At 70.1% G+C, this 22,642-nt stretch carries 1 protein-coding gene; it reads right to left on the bottom strand.

What is annotated here, in order from left to right:
- Positions 1–41: 41 nt before the first annotated feature.
- Positions 42–22,637 (bottom strand): filamentous hemagglutinin N-terminal domain-containing protein, encoded by a 22,596-nt coding sequence (locus FBZ87_RS18085; protein WP_145611912.1) that lies wholly within the window; start codon positions 22,635–22,637, stop codon positions 42–44.
- Positions 22,638–22,642: the final 5 nt, after the last annotated feature.

Below are 22,642 nucleotides of genomic sequence, written 5' to 3'. Positions count from 1 at the left end.
CGCCGAGGGGGTGGCGCTGGACCGCCCGCGCCGCCCGGATCTCAGCGGGGGGTGTTTTCCTCGGTAGTACCGGTCGTGGTCAGCGGTGTGGAGGGGGTGCTGACGCCGGCCGGGGTCGGGGTGGTGCCGGAGGTGGTCAGCACCGACGGTTGGGCGCTGGCGCCCACCACGCTGTTGCCGCCGGCCGACAGCACCTGCGGCGAGACGTAGGCGGACAGGGCGTCCGGGGTGATGCCGGTGTTGGACACCGTGCCGGTGAACAGCGCGGTGACGCCGGGGGTGCTCGGCACCGGCACCTTGGCCACCACCGTCGCCGCCACGGTGCTGACCGTATCGGTCGGGCCCCAGGGCGTGTCGTTGATGAACCACGGTGCCCCCTTCAGCGGGCTGTCGATGGCGCCGGCCGCCAGAGACTGCTGCTTGGACGCCACCGTCCCGTACATCTTGGCGGAGGCGGCGGTGGGTACCTTAAGGCTGGCGACGACAATGGTCTGCGTGGGCAGGCCGTTGGCGATGCCAATGCGCTGCGCCCCCGTGCCCGACGCCATGGTCAGGGCCGTGGCCGGGCCCTGCAGACCCACCATGGTGATGTCGCCGTTGGTGGTGATGCTGGCACTGCCGGCGGGCAGCGTCGCCACCGTGGCAAACGTGATGGGGCCGCTGGTGACCGTGATGCTAGCTGGCAGCAGGAAGCTGGCGCCGCCCGTCTGGGCGAAGCCCGCCGCCGCCGACACGTTGGCGGCACTGGCGAAGCTGATCGTTCCGTCGGCCTTGGTGTCGTTCAGCGTGATGGCGCCGCCGGTGGCCGAGACCGCCTGGTCGAAGACGAAGCCGTTGCCCGCCAGTTGCAGGCCTCCGCTGCCGTCCGCCACCAGGGTGCCGTGGAAGGTGGTGACGTCGCCCGCCGCCGTTTCGATCAGGCTGTTGACCCTTACCGCCTGGGCGAAGGTGGCCTTGCCCTTGGCCGACAGGGTCAGCGCACCCAGCGGACCGGTGCCGCCGACGGCACCCGACACCTGGATGGCGTCGCCCGCCACTAGGTTCAGGGCGGCGCGGCTGGCGCTGTCCACCGTGCCGCCGAACACCAGCGAGGCGCCGGTGCTGGTCAGGCTCTGGTCGGCGGCCACCGACACGGCGCCGGCGTAGGTCTGCGCGCCGGTGGTGACGATGCTGCCGCCGTTCAGGCTGCTGCTGCCATTGATCGACAGGCTCTTCAGCGCCTGGTTGGAACCGATGGCGCCGCTGAGGATGGCGTTGCCCGCCAGGGTCAACGCCTGGGCGCCGTCGATGCCGCCTGTCAGGGTGAGGGTGCCACCGGTCAGGACCGTGTCGGTGCCCAGGGTCAGGGCGCCGCTGTAGGCCTGATCGCCGGTGGTGGTGACGGACGCGTTGGTCAGCGCGGCCGGGCCGGTCACCGACACCTGGCGTAGGGCGGTGCCGCTGCCCAGGGCGCCGTTGGCGACCAGGGTGCCGGCCACGGTCAGGCCTTGGCCACCGGCGGTCTTGGCGTCCGCCCCTTGCGACAGGGTGACGGTGGTGCCGGTCAGCACCGTGTCCGCCCCCAGCACCGCGCGCTCGCCAAAGGTCTGCGCGCCGGTGGTGGTGACACTGCCGCCGTTGAGGAACAGCGAGCCCGGGGCGTCAGTGGTCACCGACGTGGCCCGCACGGCACCGCCGAAGGTGGTGGCGCCGCTGGTGTTGACCGCCAGGGTACCCAGCGCGCCGCCCACGCCACCGATGGCGCCGGCGAAGGTGACGTCGCCGCCGGCGGCGTTGATCACCAGTGCGCCGCCATTGTTCAGTGCGGCGAAGGTGACGGCGCCGTGGCCGGTGCTGAGGGTGCTGTCACCCGCGAGAGTGGCAGGGCCGCTGAACGTGATGTCGCCGCCGCTGGTGGTGATGGACAAGGCCTCGGTGGCGACGGTGCCTGCATGCACCCAGCCGCCGTTGCTGGTGACCGTGGTGGTGCCGGTCAGGGCCAGGGTCCCGAGGGCGATGTCGCCGCCCGAGGTGCTGACGGTCAGGTTGCCGGCACCTGCGGCACCGGTGGTCAGGGTAATGCCGGTATCGGCCGACAGCACGCTGCCGCCGGCTACGCTGACCAGGCCGGTGTAGGTCTGCTGGCCGGCGCGGACGGCGCCGCCGTTCAGCGTGGTGGCGCCGGTCACGCTCAGGCTGGAGAAGGCGGCGTTGGCGCCGATATCGCCCGACAGGCTGGCGTCACCCCGGATGGTCAGCGCGGGCGTCCCCTCCAGGTTCGCCGCCGCGTCGGCGCCGGCGGCCAGGGTGACCAGGCTGCCGCTCAGGACGGTGGTGCCGCCCATGACCGCCCGCTCGCCATAGCTCTGGATGCCGGTGGTGTCGATGCTGCCGCCGTTGATCGCCAGCGTGCCGGCGGCGTCGGTGGTGACGCTGGCCGCCGTGACCGCGCTGGTGAAGGTGGTGGCCCCGCCGGTGGTGACGCTGAGGTTGCCCAGGCGGGTGGTGCCGCCCACCGCACCGGTGAGGGTGACATCGGCGGTACCGGCGGTGATGGTCAGCGCCTGGGCGCCGTCCAGGGTGCCGGTGAAGGTGACCGCCCCGCCGCTGCCCAGGCGGGTGTCGCCCGCCAGGGTGACGGCGCCGTCGTAGGTCTGCACGCCGGCCGTGGTCACGCTGCCGTTCAGGGCAGCGGTGCCGGTGACCGACAGGGCGTTCAGGGCCGTGGTGCCGCCGAAGGTGCCGGTCAGCACGGTGTTGCCTACCAGGATCAGCGACTGGCCACCGGCAGCGATGCCATTGGCGCCGGCCGCCAGGGTGATGGTTCCGGCCGTGCTGGTCAGGGTGGTGTCGGCGCCCAGGGTGACGGCGCCGGCATAGATCTGGTCGCCGGTGGTGGTGACCGACGGGTCGCCGAACAGGGCGGTGCCGCTGACGCGGACGGTGTTCAGCGCCGTGGCGCCGCCCACCGCCTGGTCCATCACGGCGTTGCCGACGATAGCCAGGGACTGGCCGCCAGCCGTCTGGGCGTCCAGCGTGCCGGACAGGGTGACGGTGCTGCCGGTCAGGACGGTGTCCGCGCCCAGGGTGACGGTACCGCCGTAGGTCTGGGCCCCGGTGGTGTCGACGCTGCCGCCGTTGAGCACCAGGGCGGTTCCGGTTCCGGTGGTGACGCTGGCGGCGGCGACCGTGCTGGTGACGGTGGTGGTGCCGCTGCCGGTGACGGTCAGGGCGCCCAGGCGTGTGGTGCCGCCCACGGCCTTGGTGAGGAAGACGTTGCCGCTGCCGGCGTTGATGGTCAGGGCATGGGCCCCATCCAGCGTGCCGAAGCCGATGGAGCCGCCATCGGTCGTGACCAACGTGGTGTCGGCCCCCAGGACGGCGGCGACGTTGTAGCTCTGCGAACCGCTGGTGGTGATGGCGCCGCCGTTCAGGGTGGCGGTACCGATGTTGACCGACAGGCGGGACAGGGCGGTGGTGCCGCCCACGATGCCGTTGAATACGCCGTTGGCGTTGACGGCCAGGATGTAGGCCCCGTCCAGCGTGTCGCCGAAGGTGACGGTGTCGCCGGCCAGCGTGGCGGCCCCGCCCAGGACGACGGCGCCCTGGTAGTTCTGCACGCTGGTGGTGCGGACGTTGTGGCCGTTCAGCAGGGTGGTGCCGCTGATCGTCAGGGTAGTCAGCTTGGTGGTGAGGCCGACACCCGCGTTCAGCACCGCGTCACCGGTGATGGTCAGGGCATGCGCGCCGTCAACCGTGCCGTTGAGGGTGACGGTGCTGCCCTTCAGCACGGTGTCGGTGCTGAGCGGCAGGGCCTCGCCGTAGGTCTGGGCGCCAGTGGTGTCGATGCTGCCGCCGTTGATGGCCAGGGTGCCGGCGGCACTGGTGGTGACGCTGGCGGCCTGGACGGCGGCACCGAAGGTGGTGGCACCGCCGCTATTGACCGTCAGGGCGCCCAGGCGGGTGGTGCCGCCACCGGCACCGGTCAACGTGACGTTGCCGGTGCCGGTGGTCAGCGTCAGAGCGTGGGCCCCATCCAGCGTGCCGCCGAAGCTGACGGCGCCGTTGGTGGTGGCCAGGGTGGTGTCGGCGCCCAGGGTGGTGGCCCCGGTGTAGCTCTGCGCCCCCGTGGTGGTGACCGCGCCGCCATTCAACACGCTGGTGCCGCTGACGGTCAGGCTGGTCAGGGCGGTGGTGCCGCCGACGGCGCCGCCGAAGACGGCGTTGCCGGTGACGGCTACGCTGGCCAGCCCGTCCAGGGTGCCGGTGACGGTGATGGTGCTGCCGGTCAAGGCGGCGTTGCCGCCCAGCAGGACGGCACCGGTATAGCCCTGGGTGCCGGTGGTCTTGATGACGCCGCCATTCACGATGGTATCGCCGCTGACCGAGACGCTGGTCAGCGCGGTGGTGGCGCCAACGGTCTCGTTGAAGGCGGCGTCGCCGGTGACGGTCAGGCTGTGCGCGCCATCGACTGCGCCGTTGAGGGTAACGCTGGTAGCCTTCAGCGTGGTGTCGGCGGCCAGGGTCACGGCCTCGCCATAGGCCTGGGCGCCCGTGGTGTCGACACTGCCGCCGGCCAGGGTCACGCCGCCGCCCAGGTCGGTGGTCAGGCTGGCGGCCTTGACGGCGGCATTGATCGCCAGGGTGCCGCTGTTGTTGACCGTCAGGTCGCCCAGGCGGGTGTTGCCGCCCACGGCCCCGGTGAAGGTGACGGTGCCGCTGCCGGCGGTGATGGTCAGGGCCTTGGCCCCATCCAGCGTGCCGGCGAAGGTGACCGCGCCGTTGGTGGTGGTCAGGGCAGTGTCGGCGCCCAGGGTGGCGGCCGCGCTGTAGGTCTGGCCGCCCGTGGTCTTGACGCCGCCGCCGTTGAGGGCGGTGGCGCCGCTGATCGACAGGCTGCCCAGGGCATGGGTGGCACCCACCGTGCCGTTCAGTACGGCGTCGCCGGTGACGGTCAGGGCGTGCGTGCCGTCGACCGTGCCGTTCAGCGTGACGGTGGTGGCCTTCAGGGTGGCGTCCACGCCCACGACGACGGCGTCGTTGTAGGTCTGGGCGCCAGTGGTGTCGACGCCGCCGAACAGGTCGGTGGCGCCACCGGCGTCGGTGGTCAGGCTGGTGGCCTTGACCGCCGCGCCGAGGGTTGCGGTGCCGCTGCCGTTGATGGTCAGGGCGCCCAGGCGGGTGGTGCCGCCCACGGCGTTGCCCAGGATGACGTTGCCCGTGCCGGTGCTGATGGTCAGGGCGTGGGCCCCGTCCACCATGCCCGTGACGATGACGGTGTTGTTGCTGGTAGCCAGCGTGGTGTCGGCGCCCAGGGTGATGTCGCCGCTGTAGGTCTGGGTGCCGGTGGTGGTGACGGTGCCGCCGTTCAGCGCGCTGGCGCCGCCGATTGACAGGCTGGCCAAGGCGTTGGTGCCGCCCACGGAACCGCCGAAGCTGGCGTCACCGGTGATGGCCAGGGTCTTGGCGCCGTCCAGGGTGCCGCCGAAGCCGGCGCTGCTGGCCGTCAGGGCGGTGTTGGCGCCCAGGGTGGTGGCCCCGGTGTAGGTCTGCGCCCCCCAGGTGCCGACGCTGCCGCCGTTGATGGTGGTCGTGCCGCTGACGGACAGGCTGCTCAGGAAACTAATGCCGCCCACGGCGGCGTTCAGCACGGCGTTGCCGGTGATGGCCAGGGCATGCGTGCCGTCGACCGTGCCGTTGAGGGTGACGGTGGTGGCCTTCAGCACGGTGTCGGTGCTGAGCGGCAGGGCCTCGCCGTAGGTCTGGGTGCCGATGGTGTCGATGCTGCCGCCATTAATGGCCAGGGTGCCGGCGGCATTGGTGGTGACGCTGGCGGCCTTGACGGCGCTGGTGACGGTGGTGGCGCCGCCGCTAGTGACCGTCAGGTCGCCCAGGCGGGTGATGCCGCCCACCACGCCGGTCAGGGTGACGTTGCCGGTGCCGGTGGTCAGGGTCAGGGCGTGGGCGCCGTCCAGCGTGCCGCCGAAGGTGACGGCGCCGTTGGTGGTGGCCAGGGTGGTGTCGGCGCCCAGGGTGGCGGCCCCGGTGTAGCTCTGCGCCCCGGTGGTGGTGACGGCGCCGCCATTCAGGGCCGAGGTGCCGGTGATCGACAGGCCGGTCAGGGCAGTGGTGCCGCCGACGGCGCCGCTGAACACGGCGTTGCCGGTGACGGCCAGGCTGGCCAGCCCGTCCAGGGTGCCGGTGAAGGTGACGGTGCTGCCGGTCAGGGCGGCGTTACCGCCCAGCAGGACGGCGCCGGTGTAGCCCTGGGTGCCGGTGGTCTTGATGACCCCGCCGTTCACGATGGTGTCGCCGCTGACCGAGAGGCTGGTCAGCGCGGCGGTGGCGCCGACGGCCTCGTTGAAGGCGGCGTCGCCGGTGATGGCCAAGGCATGCGCACCGTCGACCATGCCGTTGAGGGTGACGGTGGTGGCCTTCAGCGTGGTGTCGGCGGTTAGCGTGACCGCTTCGCCATAACCCTGGGTGCCGGTGGTGTCGATGGTGCCGCCGCCCAAGGTGACGCCGCCGGCCAGATCGGTGGTGATGCTGGCGGCCTTGACGGCGGCATTGATCGCCAGGGTGCCGCTGTTGTTGACCGTCAGGTCGCCCAGGCGGGTGTTGCCGCCCACGGCCCCGGTGAAGGTGACGGTGCCGCTGCCGGCGGTGATGGTCAGGGCCCGCGCCCCGTCCACAGTGCCGGCGAAGGTGACGGCGCTGCTTGTGGTAGTCAGGACGGTGTCCGCCCCCAGGGTGGCGGCCCCGGTGTAGGTCTGGCTGCCCGTGGTCCGGATGCCGCCGCCGTTCAGGCCGCTGGTACCGCTGACCGACAGGCTGGTCAGCGCGTTGGTCGCGCCCACGGCGCCGGCGAAGGTGGCGTTGCCGGTGATGCTCAGGCTGTGCCCACCGTTGACGGTGCCGCCGAAGGCGACGGCGCTACCGGTCAGCACATCGTCGGCGGAGAGGGTCACGGCGCCGGTGTAGGTCTGGGTACCGGTGGTGTGGACCGTGCCGCCACCCAGGCTGCCGGTGCCGCTGACCGACAGGCTGGTCAGGGCGGTGGTAGCGCCCACGGTGCCGTTCAGCACGGCGTCGCCGGTGATGGTCAGGCCGTGGGCGCCGTTGACGGCCCCGCTCAGCGTGATGGTGGTGGCCTTCAGCACCGTGTCGCTGGTCAGGTTGAAGGCCTCACCGAGCGTCAGGGTGCCCTGGGCTTCCAACGAACCGGTGCCCAGCGACAAGGTGCCAGCGCTGTCGCTGGCGACGTTAACGGCCTTGACCGCGCCGTTGAAGGCTGTGGCTCCGCTGGAATTCACGGTCAGCGTGCCCAGGGTGGTGGTGGTGCCGACGGCGCCACCGAACGTGACGTTGCCGGAACCCGCCTGGATGGTCAGGGCCTTGTTGCCGTCAAGGGTGCCGCCAAAGCCGACCGCGCCGTTGCTGGTGGTCAGGATGGCGGCGCCGGTCAAGGTGGCCGCCCCGGTGTAGGTCTGTGCGCCGGTGGTGGTGACGTTGCCCGACAGGCTGCTGGCGCCACTGACCGACAGGCTGGTCAGCGCGTTGGTGGCGCCGATGACGCCGCCGAAGCCTGCATTGCCGATGATGGACAGGGCATGCCCGCCATTGACCGTGCCGCTCAAGGTTACGGTGCTGCCCGCCAGGGTGGTATCGCCCGCCAGAGTGACGGCGCCGCTATAGGTCTGGGTGCCGGCCGTGGTGGTGGTGCCGGTCAGGCTGGCGGTGCCACTGACCGACAGGTTCTTCAGACGGGTGACGGCGCCAAAGGCCCCACTGGTGCCCAAGTTGCCGACGATGGACAGGGACTGCGCCCCGTCCGTGACGCCGTTGGCGCCGTTGGTCAGGGTGACGGTGGTGCCGGTCAGGATGGTGTCGCCGGCGATGGTGACCACGCCGGTGTAGGTCTGGGTGCCGGTGGTGGTGACGTCGCCCGACAGGCTGCTGCTGCCGCTGACCGACAGGCTGGTCAGGGTGGCGGTGCCGCCGATGACGCCGCTGAAGTCGGCATTGCCGACGACGGCCAGGGCGTGGGCGCCGTTCAGGGTGCCGCTGAAGGTGACGGTGGTGCCGGTCAGGGTGGCGTTGGCGCCCAGGGTGACGTCGCCGCTGTAGGTCTGGGTGCCGGCGGTGGTGACGTTGCCCGACAGGGTCTCGGCGCCGCTGACGGAAACGTTGTTCAGGCGGTGGTTGGCGCCCAGAGCGCCGGTCACCAGGTTGCCGGTGACGGTCAGCGACTGCTGGTCCGCGGTGGTGCCGTCGGCGCCGCCGTTCAGGGTGATGGTGGCGCCGGCCAGGGTGGTGGTGGCCGCCGACAGGGTGGCCAGGCCGGTGTAGGTCTGGTTGCCGGTGGTGGTGATGGCGCCGGGCAGGCTGCTGGTGCCACTGACGGACAGGCTCGACAGGGCAGCGGTGCCGCCCACGGCGCCGCCGAAGGTAGTGTTGCCCGTGCCGCCGTTGGCGATGGTCAGGCCGTGGGCGCCATCCACCGTACCGCCGAAGGCGACGGTGCCGTTACCGGTGCTGGTCAGGGTGGTGTCGGCGCCCAGGGTGGCCGCCCCGGTGTAGGTTTGGCCGCCCGTGGTCCGGATGCTGCCGCCGTTCAGGCCGGAGGTGCCGCTGACCGACAGGCTGGTCAGGGCGTTGGTGGCGCCGACGGTATCGGCGAAGGTGGCGTTGCCGGTGATGGCCAGGGTGTGGCCGCCGTTGACCGTGCCGCCGAAGGCGATGGTGCTGCCCGACAGCACGTCGTTAGCGCCCAGGGTGACGGCCCCGGTGTAGGTCTGGGTACCGGAGGTGGTGATGTTCTTCGACAGTGTGCCGGTGCCGCTGACCGATAGGCTGCTCAGGGCGGTGGTGCCGCCCATGATGCCGCTCACGGTGGCATTGCCGGTGATGGTCAGGCTGTGTGCGCCATCGACCGTGCTGCTCAGGATGATGTTGCTGCCCTTCAGCGTGGTGTCGGCGGTCAGGGTCAGCGCCTCGCCATAGGCCTGGGACCCGGTGGTATCGACGCTGCCGGTGTTCAACGCCAGGGTGCCGACGCTGTCGGTGTAAACCGAACCCGCCTTGATGGCGCTGCCGAAGCTGGTGGTGCCGCCGCTGTAGAACTGCAGGGTACCGGCGCGGGTGGTGGCCCCGATGGTGCTGCTGAAGGTGATGTTGCCGGTACCGGCGTTGATGGTCAGGCCGTCGCTGCCCGACACCACGTCGCCGTTGCCGTCGACCGTGCCGCTGAACAGGACGTTGCTGTTGGTGGTGTTCAGGACGGTGGCGCCGGTGCTGCGCGCCAGGGTGACGGCCCCGCCGTAGGTCTGGGTGCCGGTCGTGGTGATGGTGGCGGCGCTGAGGGTGCTGGCGCCGCTGACCGACAGGCTGGTCAGGGCGGTGCTGCCGCCGATGGTGCCCGCGATGAGTGCGTCGCCCGTGATGGTCAGGCTGTGGGCGCCGTTGACCGTGCTGTCCAGCGTGATGGTGGTGCCGGCCAGCGTGGTGTCGCCGGCCAGGGTGACGGCCCCGCCGTAGGTCTGGGTGCCGCCGGTGGTGGTGGTGCCGGTCAGGCTGGCGGTGCCGCTGATCGACAGGTTCTTCAGGTGGGTGGTGGCACCGAAGGCGCCGCTGGTGCCCAGGTTGCCGACGACGGATAGCGACTGAGTGTTGGCGGTGGTGCCGTTGGCGCCGTTGGTCAGGGTGACGGTGGTGCCAGTCAGGGTGGTGTCGTTCGCCAGGGTGACGGCGCCTGTGTAGGCCTGGGTGCCGGTGGTGGTGACGTTGCCCGGCAGGCTGCTGGTGCCGCTGACGGACAGGCTGCTCAGGCTGGTCGTGCCGCCCACGTCGCCGCCGAAGCTGGCGTTGCCGGTGATGGCCAGGGTCTTGGCGCCGTCCAGCGTGCCGCCGAAGCCGACGGTGGTGCCGGTCAGGGTGGTGTTGGCATCCAGGGTGGTGGCCCCGGTGTAGGTCTGGGTGCCGGTGGTCCTGATGATGGTGGTGTTGATGGCGGACGTGCCGCTGACCGACAGGCCGCTCAGGCGCGTGTCGGCCCCCATGGTGCCGTTGAAGACGGCATTGCCGGTGATGGTCAGGTCGTGGGCGCCCTCTACGCCGCCGCCCAGGGTGACGGTGCTGCCCTTCAGCGTGGTGTCGGCGCTGAGCGTCAGGCTGTCGCCCAGGCTGATGATGCCGGCGGCGTCTACGGTGCCGGCCGTCAGGACGAGGCTGCCGCCGGCGTTGGTGGTGACGCTGCCGGCCTTCACGGCGCTGGTGAAGGTGGTGGTGCCGGTGGAATTGACGGTCAGGGCGCCCAGGCGAGTGGTGCCACCCACGGCGCCGCTCAGTGTGACGGCACCCGTGCCGCTGCCGATGGTCAGGTCATGCGCTCCGTCGAGGGTGGAGGAGAAGCCCGCCGCCGCGTTGGTGGTGGTGATGGTGGTGTCGCCGCCCAGGGTGGCGCCCCCGGTCACGGTAAAGGTGCCGCTGCCGGTGCCGTAGGTGCCGTTCAGGGTGGTGGCGCCGGTGTAGGACTGGTTGCCCGTGCTGGACACACCTTTGGTGTTGATGGTGGCGCCGGTGGCGGACAGGGCGCCCATGCCGCTGGCGGCCCCGCCCAGGGTGATGGCGCCGGTGCCGGCCGTCAGGGTCAGGCTGTGCGTGGCGCCCGTCAGGGTGCCGGTGATGCTGATGGCGCCGTTGCCGCCGCTGGTGTCGATGGCGCGGGTGCCGGTGCCGCCCAAGGTCAGGTTGCCGGTGACGGTGACGGCGCTGGCCGTCAGGTCGCCGGTGACGGTGGTGTTGCCGGTGTAGTTTTGGGCGCCGGTGGTGGTCAGGGCGCCGACGCTGATGGTCGTCGCGGTGGCGTCCAGGCTGGCGCCGCTCATGCTGCCGCTGACGGTGATGGCGCCGCCGCTGTTGGTCAGGGTGATGGCGTGGCCGTTGCCGGCGGTGATGCCGCCGGTGGACGTGAGTGTGGTGCCCGCTCCGCCGCCGGTGATGGAGACGACGCCGTCCGCCGTGGTCAGGCCCGCCAGCGACAGGGTGCCGGGGGCGGACAGGTAGATGCCGTAGTCGCCGGCGCCATTGGCCAGGACGGTACCGGTCACCGTGGCCGACAGGGTGGCGGCGGTGGCGCTCAGCGCCTGCACGGCGCTGCCGATGGCCTTCAGGCTGGTCAGGTTCAGCGTATTGGCTGTGATGGCGCCGCCGCCGGCACCACTGATGGCGCCGGTCGTGGCGGTCAGGTTGACCGTGCCGGTGGCGCCGGCGCTGATGCCGTTCGCGCCCACGGTCAGGTCGCCGGTGCTGGCCGTCAGGCTGACGGTCGGCGTGGTGCCGGCCGCCGTCACCGACGTGGTGGTGAAGCCGACGTCGTTGGTGAAGGTGATGTTGCCCTTGGCGGTGCTGAGCGTCAGGCCCGACAGGGCGCCGGTGTTACCGACCGTCAAGTTGGCGGCGGTGGCGGTGCCGGTCAGTTCGGCGTCCAGCGCGCCCACCGTGGTGGTCAGGCTGATAGTGCCGCCGGCGGCACCGCTGATGAACTTCAGGCTGTCGGCGGTGATGGTCAGGGCGCGAGGGGTGGCGCCGGTGGCGACGATGTCGGTGACGCCCTTCAGGTACAGGTCGCCCTGGGTGCTGACGCCGGCCGAGGGCAGGGTCAGCGTGCCGCCGGCCAGCAGGGCCAGGTTGCCCGTGCCCACATTGGGCAGGCCGCTGCTGACGTTGATGTTGCCGGTGGCCTGCAGATAGACGGAGCCGTTGGTGCCCAGGGTCACATTGGTGCCGGTGCCCAGGGTCAGGTTGCCGGTCTGCTTGACGTTGATGATGGAACCGGCGTCGGTGGCCGACAGCGACGTCAGGTTGGTCACGGCGGTGACGATGGGGGCGCCGGCGCCGCTGGCGAAATCGGTCAGCGTGCCGATGCCGCTCTTGGACGACAGGCTGGCGTTGTAGCCGGTCAGGTTGGTGTCGCTGCCGGCGCGGGCGAGGATGGACCCGTTGGTCGCCGTCAGGGTGAGCGTGCCGCCGTTCAGGCTGGCGGTGTTGGTGCTGATTGCGCCGATGGTCAGGTTGCCGGTGGCGGCCGTGATGGTGATGTCGTTGCCGCCGCCGGTGGTGGAGGTGGCGGTGGCGCTGACCACCGTGGTCGGGCCCGCCGTGGTGATGACGGTGTTGCCGCCGGCGGCGGTGGAACTGGTGATGGTGACGCCGCTGGTGTTGTTGTCGTCGACATAGATGCCGGCGCCGCCGGCGTTGTCGACCAGGGTCAGGCTGTTGGCGGTGGTCTGGACGGCGCGGGTGGACGTGCCGACGCCAGTGGCGCCGCTCAGCGAGACGGTGTTGCCGACGACGCGGGTCAGGTCCAGACCGTCGTCCAGGATGGCACCGCCGCTGGAGCTGGCGACGATGGTGACATTGCCACTGCCGGCGTTGACGTTGCCGGCGTAGACGGTGGTGCCGGTATTGCCCGAGACGGTGATGTTGCCGCCGCCCGAGAGAACGTTACCCAGGTAAAGGCCGCCGTTGCCGACGATGTTGACGGCGCCGCCGCCGGAAGAGATGTAGGCCAGGGTAGTGGTGGCCTGCGGCGACAGGTAGATGGTACCACCCTGCGTCAGGGCGTTCACCCGCTGGCCCACCAGGTTCAGGCCCTTGCCCGAGCCGCCCAGGCCCGTGGTGGCGTCAGCGGTGACGGAGAAGGCGCTGACCTCGTTGCTGATGGTGGGCGCGTTGCTCGCCAGGATGCTGCCGCTGTTGGCGGTCAGGGTGATGTTGCCCTGGGTGGCCCCGGCCGTGATGGCACCGCCCAGCGTCAGGTTGCCGCTGCTGACGGTGACGGAGATGCCGTCGCCGGAGTTGTCGGTGGACGAGGTGGCGCCGTTCAGCAACAGGGACCCGGCGGAGGTGATGACGATCTGGCCATCATGGGTGGCGGTGGTGAGACCGCCCAGCATCGCGCCCTGGCTGTTGATGACGATGTCGCCGGTACCGGTGACGGTGGCATTCACCGCGTTGTTGGTGGCGGAGATTTGCAGGGGCGCGTCCACGCCGCCGATGCCGGTGCCGGCCGTCAGGTTGATGGCACCGTAGCTGCCGACGGTGCTGGGGCTGCCGCCCTGCAGCACGCCGCCGCCGCCCAGGATGGCGCCGGCGGTGGTGACGGTCAGCGCCTGGCCGTTGCCGTAGGAAACGCTGCCCAGCGTGATGTCGACCGCCGAGGTGGTGGAGACGGTCAGCGCGCCGCCCGACGTGACGTTCGACAGGTTGATGTTGGACGTGGGCGCAATGTAGATGCCGCCCTGGCCGGCCGTGGCGGTGAAGTCGGTGGCCGAGACCTTCAGCAGGGTGCCGGAGGCGCCGATGCTGCTGCCGTCGATGCTGCTCTCCGACGAGACCGCCAGCGTCAGGCTGCCGGCGGTGATGGAGGAACTGCCGCTGGTCGCCGTGATGGCGCCGTTGCCCGATGCCGGGTCGACCTCCAGGTCCAGCTTGCCGGTGCTGCCGAGGTTGATCGTGCCGACGGCGACGTTGTGGTTGGTCCGCAACGTCAGGTCCAGGCCGGACTGCGCCAGATAGGTAAGGTTCAGGGTTGTGGTGCTGTCGACCCAGGCGGCCGTGAAGCCGGGGACGCTCAGCTGGATGGTGCCGCCACCGGTGTAGTCACCGGTGCGGTCCAGCGTCAGCTTGGTCAGCGTGGTGTTGTCGTTGAGGTAAATGTCTTTGGTATTGGTCAGCGACAGGACCGGCGTGGACACAACCAGAACGCCGCCACTTCCACCGCCGATGGAATGACCGCTACCGCTGTCCGTCACCAGCATGACGCTGCCGCCGGTGATCAGGTTGCTGCCGTTGATGGCCAGGATGTCGCCGTCACCGGCCGTCAGGCTGACCGCGGCGGTGCCGGCGTTGATGGTGCCGACGGTGATGGCGCCATCGACGGCCGTGAGCGTCACGTCCCCCGGGGCCAGGATGCTGCTGGCGACCAGGTTGCCGTTGCTTTCGCTGACATTGACGCCGCCCGTCGCGCCGTTGGCGGCGTGGGCGGTCAGGTTCAGGGTGGTGGCGGCGCCGTTGGACGAGGTGGTGATGGCGCTGACGTTGCCGATGGATCCCTGGGCGATCAGCGTCACCGTGGCGGTGTCGTTCAGCGTGCCGCTGAGGATGGAGCCACCCTCGTTGTCGACGGTCAGGTTGTGGCCGTTCAACTCGATGGTGCCCAGCGCGATGTCGCCCACGCTGTTGTTCAGCATGACATCGCCGCCGGCGGTCAGGCCCTTCAGCGCGGCGGAGGCGGAGAAGCCCAGGTTGACGGCGCCGCTCTGGGCGTTCGCCGTCAGGGTGTTGACCTGGGCGTCGATCTCGTTGCCGGCGCCGGAGGTGCCGATGGCGCCGCTGTCCGACACCAGCGACAGGGTCGCGGCGGTCACACCGGTGCTGCCGTTGCCGTCGCCCTTGATGTCACCGCTGGTGGTGTGCAGCGCCAGCGTGCCGGCCGTGCCCAGGTTGACGGTGCCCACGGTCAGGGTGGCGTCGCTGGTGACGGTGAGCGCCAGGCCGGTGGTATCGACGATGTTGGTCAGGCTGGCGCCGGTGCCGCCGTCGCTCATCCCGAAGGTCAGGTCGGGTGAGGTGATGCTGTAGGTGCTGGCGTTGGCCGTGGGGTGGCGGGTGTAGAGGTCCAGCGCGTCGATGTGGGTATCGGAATTCAGGTAGACGCTGCCACTGGTGTCCATGTCCAGCAGCGGGGTGGACAGGTTCAGCGCCGTGGCGCCGCTGCCGACGGATCCGCCGCCGTTCCAGGTGGTCAGCGACGTCTCCGCCGCGGTGATCCGGTTGGTGCCGTCGATGGCCAGGATGCTCTGGTCGCTGAACAGCGTCACTAGGCCGCCGGCCAGCATGCCGGTGGCGCGCGTGTCGATGGTGCCGATCTTCAGGCTGTGTTCGGCCGTGCCGCTGAAGTTGATGCCGGTACTGTCGGTCACCAGGTCGAAGTGGGTGTAGGTGCCGTCGTCGCCGCCCGAGAAGGTCAGGGTCGGCGTGGCCGAGCCGAAGGCCCCGCCCGAGGTGATGGAGAAGACGCCGCCGGTGGCGGCGGCCTGGGTGGTTTCCACCGACAGGGCGGACAGATCCGTGGCGTTGTCGACATAGAGGTTCGCGCCGGTGCGGACGTCCAGCGTTAGCGCGGTGGTCTTGATATGCGCGCCGGCCGTGCCGATGGATCCGGTCGCGGCCAGATCGACCTCGTCACCCGTCAGCATCACGGCGCCGTTGTCGGTCAGGCTGCCGTTGGTGGAGGCGACGCTCACCGTGCGGCCGATCTGGCCGTTCACGATGCCGATCTGGATGTCCTTGTCGCCCGTGAAGCTGAAGTCCAGGCCGCTGGCGTCGACAACGTTCGCCAGGTTGAACCGGCTGCCGGTGTCGGTGACGGTGAACACCAGGTGCGGGGCTGTGATGGCCAGGGTGTTGGCCCGCGCCGTGGCGTGACGGTCGGTCACGTTCAGGGCGTACAGGTCCGACCGGGCGTCGACATAGATGTCGTTGCCGCTGTCCAGGGAAAGGGCCTGAGTATCGACGCTCAGGTGGGCGCCGCTGGTGCCGATGGATCCGCCGGTGGCCTTGATGGTCACGATGGGGGCGGACACGGTGCCGCCGCTGCTGGTGATGGCGCCGCTGGTGGTGATCTTGGCCGTGTTGCCCACGGTCAGTGCGCCCAGCGCCAGGTCGCCCGTGTTCGACAGGTTGATGCTGCCCCCGGTCGCCAGCTTGGTGTTCGGGTCTAGGGTGACGATGGTCCCCGCCAGGCTGCTGGCCGTGGTCAGGAAGGGATCGATACCGTCGTTGTAGATGCTGACACCCGTGGCGTTCAGCGTCAGAGCGCCCGTGGTGATGCGCGAGGAACTGGTGGCGGCCTGGATGGCGCCCGTGGTGGTCAGCGTGACGGCGGCGCCGCTGCCCGTGCCGGTGTTGATGGTCCCGACGGTGATCAGCTGGTTGGACGTGACGCTCAGCGCGACGTTGCCGCTGTTGGCGGTAAAGGTGCCGATCTGCAGGCCATAGGGCCCACTGTTGCTGTAAGTGATGCTGTCGGTGATGTTGCTGGCGGTGATGCCGAAGCCGGCGGACAGGGTGCCGCTCTGCGTCAGCGTGGAATTCAGCGTCAGGGACGACAGCGCGGCGCTGTCGGCGACATACATGCTGCCGGCCGAGGCGATGGACAGGTTGGCGGTGCTGACGCCGACGGCCTGGCCGGATGTGCCGACGGATGCGTCCTTGGCCAGGGCCGACAGGCTGACCGAACCGGCGGTGATGGTCTTGCCGGACGAACCGGTGATGGACCCGCCGGTGGAGGTCAGCGAGACGGAATTACCGGTGATGTTGTTCATCACCGCGATCGCCCGGTCGGTCGTGTAGCTGAAGTTCAGCGCCGGCGAGCCGTTCTTGGCGGCGAAGACGCTGCCGTTGGCCAGCGACTGGGTGGCGCCGTCGCCGACGATCAGGCCCGAGCTCTGCAGGAAATAGCCGGTGATCTTGATGTTGTTGTCGTTATCCGACGACGACACGTGCCGGCTGATGATGGACAGGTTGGCGAGACCGGCGTCGTCGACATAGATCGCGCCCACGGAATCGATGTTCAGCGTGGTGGATTCGATCGACACCGAGTTGGTGCTGGCGCCGATGTTGCCGTTGCTGGCGTTGGCGTTCTTGGTCGTCAGGTTGACGGTGCCATTGGCGGAAATCAAGCCGCCGAAGCCGCTGAGGAAGCCGATGTTGGCCGTGGTGTTGTCGGTGGTGACCGAGATGCTGTCCGTCGCCGAAACGGTGCCGACGTTCACGCTTTCGCGGGCGTAGAGGCTGAAGGTGCTCAAATCACCGGTGCCGCCGGAGGTGGCGCCCGCGCGGTTGACGCTCAGCGTGCCGCTGGCGCTGGAGATGATGTAGGTCTGGGTGGGGGCGGTCAGCTTGAAGACGCCGGCGCTGTTGTTGCCGGTGAAGCTCAACGCCAGCGCCGTCAGCGCGTGGTCATCCACCACATACATGTTGGTGGGGGCGCTGAGCGTCAGGTTGGTGGTGCCCGACAGGGCGATCCACTTGGACGTGTCGCTGTCGCTGGTCCCGGCCACGCCGATGGAACCGGTGCCGGAGGTCAGCGAGACCGTGCCGGCCGTGATCTTGGTGGTGCTGTCGCCGTCGTCCTTGATGTTGCCGGCCCTGGCGTTGATCGAGACGCTGCTGGCGGTCAGGGCGCCGACGGTGAAGTCGCCGCTGCCAACCGTGATGCCCAGCGCGCCGTTGCCCGTGTCCACGCCCGACAGGGCGGCCGTGGTGCCGGACGTCAGGGTGGCGGCGCCACCCGTGGTGGTGAGGCCGGTGATGGTCAGGGCGCCGCCCGCGGTCAACGCCGCGGCGCCACCGCCCGTGGCCAGGCTGGTGACGGTCAGAGCGCCGCCGGCGCCGCTGGTGATGGTCGCCGCCCCGCCGCCGGTCGCGATGCTGCCGATGGTGACGTTGCCGGCGGTGGACGCCAGGGTCACGGCGCCGCCGTCGGTGCTGATGCCGTAATTGGCGGTGCCGGTGTTGCCGTTCACCGGGCCCAGGACGGTGAGGGCATGGCCGCCGGTGAAGGTGAAGTTCAGCGCGGAGGTGCTGGTCAGCTGGGTCAGGGTATACAGGCTGCCGCTGTCGCTCAGCGCGAAGCCGGTCAGGTTGGCGGCGCCGACGGAGAAGCTGTTGGCGGCGCTGGTGCTGGTGCTGGCCAGGGTCAGGTTGGACAGGGCGGCGCTGTCGGCCACCTGGATGCTGCCCTGCGCGGTGACGGCCAGGTTGGCAGTGGCGACGCTGAGTGGGCTGGCCGAGGTGCCAACGCTGCCGGACGCGGCGGTCAGGATGACGGTGGTGCCAGCGACGGTGGTGGTAGCGTCGCCGTCGTCGGTCAGGCTGCCGGAGGTGGCGGTGACACCCACCGTGCCGCTGGCGCCGATGGCGCCCAGCTTCAGGGCGCCGGCGTTGGTGACGTAGACATCGCCGGTCGTGGCCGTGGCGTTCAGTGTGCCGCCCGAGGCGCTGATCAGGATGGGGGCGGCGCTGCTACCAATGGCGCCCGACGCGGTCAGGCTGACGGTGCCGCCGCTGCCCACCGTCAGCGTGCTGTAGCTGGGGGTGCCGCCGCCGCTGGTGTTGGGATTGGTGATGGAACCGGCGTCGGCCTTCAGGGTGACGGACTGGCCCGTCGTGGTGATGGTGCCCAGCGCCAGGTCGCCCTGCAGCGCCTCCACCATCATGGTGCCGCTGTTGTAGTTGCCCGTGCTCAGCTTCACCACGTTGGTGGTGGAGTTGACGGGCATGGAGATCTGGGCGTAGGTGCCGCCCGAATTGGCGGCCACCTTCAGGTCCCCGGTCGCCAACTGCAGCGGGTGGGCGGCGGTGCCCAGGCCGCCGGCCGTCCAGGTGGCGGTCAGAGTGATGCTGCCGGCCAGAGCCTGGGTCGCGGTGTTGGCGTCATCCAGGATGCTGCCGTACTGGGCCGTCAGGTTCAGCGAGCCCGACCGCGTGACGTTGATGTCGCCCAGGGTGGTCGTACGGTCGTTGACGTAGGTGGCGGACAGGCCCGTGACGTCGGTCAGGGTGTTGATGGACGTGCCGCTGGTGCTGTCCGTCATGTTGAACACCAGCGACGGCGCCGTCAGCTGATAGGTGTTCACGCTGCCGTTGGTGCGGTGATTGGTGGTCAGCGACAGGGTCGTCAGGTCGGCGATGTCGCTGGCGTAGAGGTCGCCCTCGGTCGTCAGCTCCAGGCGGGGGGCATTGATGTTCAGCGGGCTGGCGGACGTGCCCAGTTTGCCGCTGTCGGCCTGCAGGGCGACGTAATAGCCGGTGACGCGGGTCTGGCTGTTGCCGTCGTCCAGGATGTCGCCGTCGTAGGAACGCAGGCTGATGTTGCTGTCCGCGGCGCCCTGGACATGGCCCAGCACCAGCGTTTCATCGCTGGCGAAGCTCAGGCTGTCGATGGTGGTGCCGACGATGTTGGTCAGCGTGAACTTGGACCCGTCGTCGCTGATACCGAAGGTCAGGTAAGGAGCGGTGACGGCCACCGTGTTGATCACGCCGGCTGAAGTGTGCTGATCGTCGATGGACAGTTCGGTGAAGGCCACCGCGTTGTCCAGGTAGATGTCGCCGACGGCGGAGACATAGAGTTCAGTCGTGTTGGTCTTGATGTGCGAGGCGGTGGTGCCGACGTTCCGGCCGGCCTCCAGCTCCACACTGTCGGAGGTGATGGCGGTGGTGACGCCGCTGTCCGCCAGGATGGCGCCACTGGCCTGGATTTCCACCGATCCGGTGTAGGCGGTGCTGCCCAGGGACTTCACGGTGCCGGCGACGGTGACGCTGCCGTCGTCCGCCAGGATCTTGATCTTGGGGTAGGTCGGCTGGGACAGCGGGTTGCTGGTGGAACTGGGGACGTAGGTCGTGGCCAGGTCGCCCACCGTCAGGTCGCCGGTCCTCTGCTCGATGGTGATGCCGGTGCCGGACGTGCCGGACACCTTCTGCACCGCCGTGTACAGCTGGACATAGCTGTAGGACGAGGTGCTCAGCACCAGGTTCCGGCCGGTGATCAGCGACCCGCTGCCCATGGCGCCGATGCCGTCGCCATTGTTGCCGCCCAAGGTGGTGGTCAGCGTGACGTTGCCGGAGGCGCCGGCGTTGATGGTGTTCACCGCCAGGGCGCCGCCCGTCACCGTAATGGTGATGTCGTCGCCCGCGCCCCCGCCGGAGGAAACCGCGGTGGCGACCGTGTTGGTGGCGGTGGCGACCTCGACGGCGCCCGCCCCGGCGCTCACGTTTGCGAGAGTGGTGACGACGGGGTTGGTCAGGTTCAGGAAGACGCCGCCGGTATTCGTCGTGGCCTGAACGGTCGCGGCGTTGCTGGTGAGCGGGCCGCCATGCGTGCCGACGCCCGTGGAGGCGCTCAGGTTCAGGTTGTTGGCGCTGATGCTGGTGGTGGCGATGGAGTCATCCAGGATGGCGCCGCCCGTGCTGGTCAGCGTCACGGTGTTGCCGGTGACGGTGCCGACGGTCAGGGTGCCGGCGGTGGCGACGCTCACCGTGCCGCTGGCGACGGCACTCTGCAGTGCCAGCGCGCCGCCGTTGCCGACATAAATGCCGCCCGAGCCGGCGCTGACGCGCAGGGTGGCGGTGTCGGTCTGCAGGGGTGAGGCGCTGCTGCCCACGGCGCCATTGAGGCCGGTGGTCCCCTGGGCCGTCAGCTGGACTGAGCCGGCGGTGATGGGCGTGGCGCCGGTGTTGCCGGCACCGGCCAGGATGTTGCCGCCGGTGGAGGTCAGGGAGAAGGCGCCGCTGCTGGTGACGTTGACGTTGCCAACGATCGCGTCATGGTCCGTGCTGACCTGCGCGTACAGGGTCGACGACTGCTGCAGTGTGTTGAGGTTGAGGCTGCCCGTGTCGGTCGCGTCGAACGTCAGGCCGGGGGAGGTCAGCTGATAGGTGTTGATGACGCCCGGATGGGCGTGTGTGGCGCTCAGCGCCAGGACGAGCAAAGTCTGGTCGTTGGTGACGTACAGGCTGCCGCCCGTTTCCAGGCCCAGGCCCTGGGTGTGGGTGCTGATGGTCGAGGTGGGCGTGCCGATACTGCCGCCCTGGGCGGACAGGATGACGCCGCTGCCGCTGCCTGTGATCAGGTTCGTGGCGCCGACGTTGGTGATGGAACCCACCACCGACGTGATTCCCACGCCGCCGCCGGTGATGGTGTTGGCCAGCGTGATGTTGCCGTTGGCCGTGATGGTGATGACGCCGGTGTCGCTGGTCAGCTTGGCAACATTGGTGATCGTGCTGCCGATGCCCAGCGACTGCAGGGTGATGTTGCCGCCGCCGCTGGCCACGATCTCGGTGGTGGACGGGCTGGTGAAGGTGATGCCGCCGGTGGCGGTGGACTGAAGGGTCAGGCTGTGCCCGCTGCCCAGGTTGACCGTGCCCAGGTTGCCCACGGTGATCAGGCCGCTGGCCTGCAGCACGACGTCGCTGGTGGCGGTCAGGGCGACGATCTTGCCCGAGGACACGGTGTTGAGGCCCACGTCCGAGGCGGTGGAGGCCAGGGTACCGCCGCTGATGGCGCTGTCCTGGCTGCCGCTGCCGCTGGTGCCGCTGGTGATGGTCAGCGTGGTGGGGTCCAGCAGCAAGGTGCCGGTCTTGCCCTTAGGTGCCTGTAGGCTGACGTCACCCGCCAGCGCCACGCCGTTGTGGCTGGACACCTCGGCGAAGCCGCCATCGCCGCCCAGGGCCCCGCCCTTGGCGCTGATGGTGCCGGAGAACAGGGTGCTGTCCTGGGACAACAGGCTGACGCGGCCGCCGTTGCCGCTGGTCACGGCGTCGGCGTTCACGGTGGCGCCCGCCGCCAGGCTGACGCTCTGCGACAGGGACTTGGCCGTGTCCAGCGTCGTGCCGGTGCCGTCGCTGCCGATGGCGATGTGGCCGCCGCCGGCGTCGCCGCTGGCGTCAACCACGGCGCCCGTCGCCACGGCCACGTCGGTGCCCGTGGCGATGACGGTGCCACCCGTCTGGCCCGCGTCCTTGCCGCTGGCGTTCAGGGTGCCGTTGACGGCGACGGTGCCGCTGTCCCCGCCCGACAGCACGATCTTGCCGTTCTTGGCGCTGACGCTGGTGGCGACCAGCACGCCGTCGGTGTTGATGACGTGGTCGATCACGCCCTTCACGGCGCGGGCCGACAGCTCGATGGTGCCGCCCTCGGCCGCGATCTGGCCGGAATTGACCACCAGCGCCTGCGCGGGCGTGCCGTCGGCGTTGTGGGGCAGGGCGGTGACGGCGGAACTGGCGTCGAAGCTCAGCAGCCCGTCGCCCTGGAAGTCCAGGGTGAAGGTCTGGGCGCCGCCCAGGGCCACGCGGCCCAGCCTGGCGTGGATGACGCCGGAGTTTCGCACGCTGGGCGCCACCAGGGCGGCCAGGCCGCTGTCCTTGATGGTGATGTCGCCGGCGTTGACGATGGCGGCGTTGGGATTGGCCGAGGCCTGGTTGAAGGCGTACCGGCCGGCCAGGAAATCAGCGTCGCTGATGTTGGCAGTGGTGGCCACCAGGCTGCCCACGTCGACGCGGGACCCGGCACCGAAGATGACGCCGTTGGGGTTGACCAGCATGACCGTGCCGTTGGCGGTCAGCTGGCCGAAGATGCTGGACGGGTCGTTGCCGATGACCCGGTTCAGGATGACGCTGCTGCTGGACGGCTGCAGGAAGTCGACCTTTTCACCGGCGCCGATGCTGAAGGACTGCCAGTTGATGGCTGCCTTGTCGGTGCCCTGGGTGATGGTCAGGGTGTTGGGCTTGGACGCGTCGATGACGGCCTGGCCCACCGTGACCGTGCCGCCGGTGGGGTTGGCGTGCGCCGCCGACAGCAGGGACGAGACAATGTAGGCGCCCAGCGTGGTGCCGAAGAAGATGGCGGTGCGGCCGGCGCGCCGGTTGCGGCGGTTGGCCATCTTGGGCGTCGGCGCCGCCAGCCCGGCGACGGACGCCATCAACGCGCCGCGCAGGTCTGCGCGGAAGCGCTTCATGCCCGGCAGGGCCTGGGATTGCTGCGTGCCCGGACGGTTGGCGCCGGAACGGGGGCGGAAAAAGCTGCCGTGGTTCATGATTG

It is taken from the genome of Nitrospirillum amazonense (genome assembly GCF_007828035.1).
Classification (GTDB): Bacteria; Pseudomonadota; Alphaproteobacteria; order Azospirillales; family Azospirillaceae; genus Nitrospirillum; species Nitrospirillum amazonense.
This window is presented reverse-complemented; position numbering and strand designations above follow the sequence as displayed.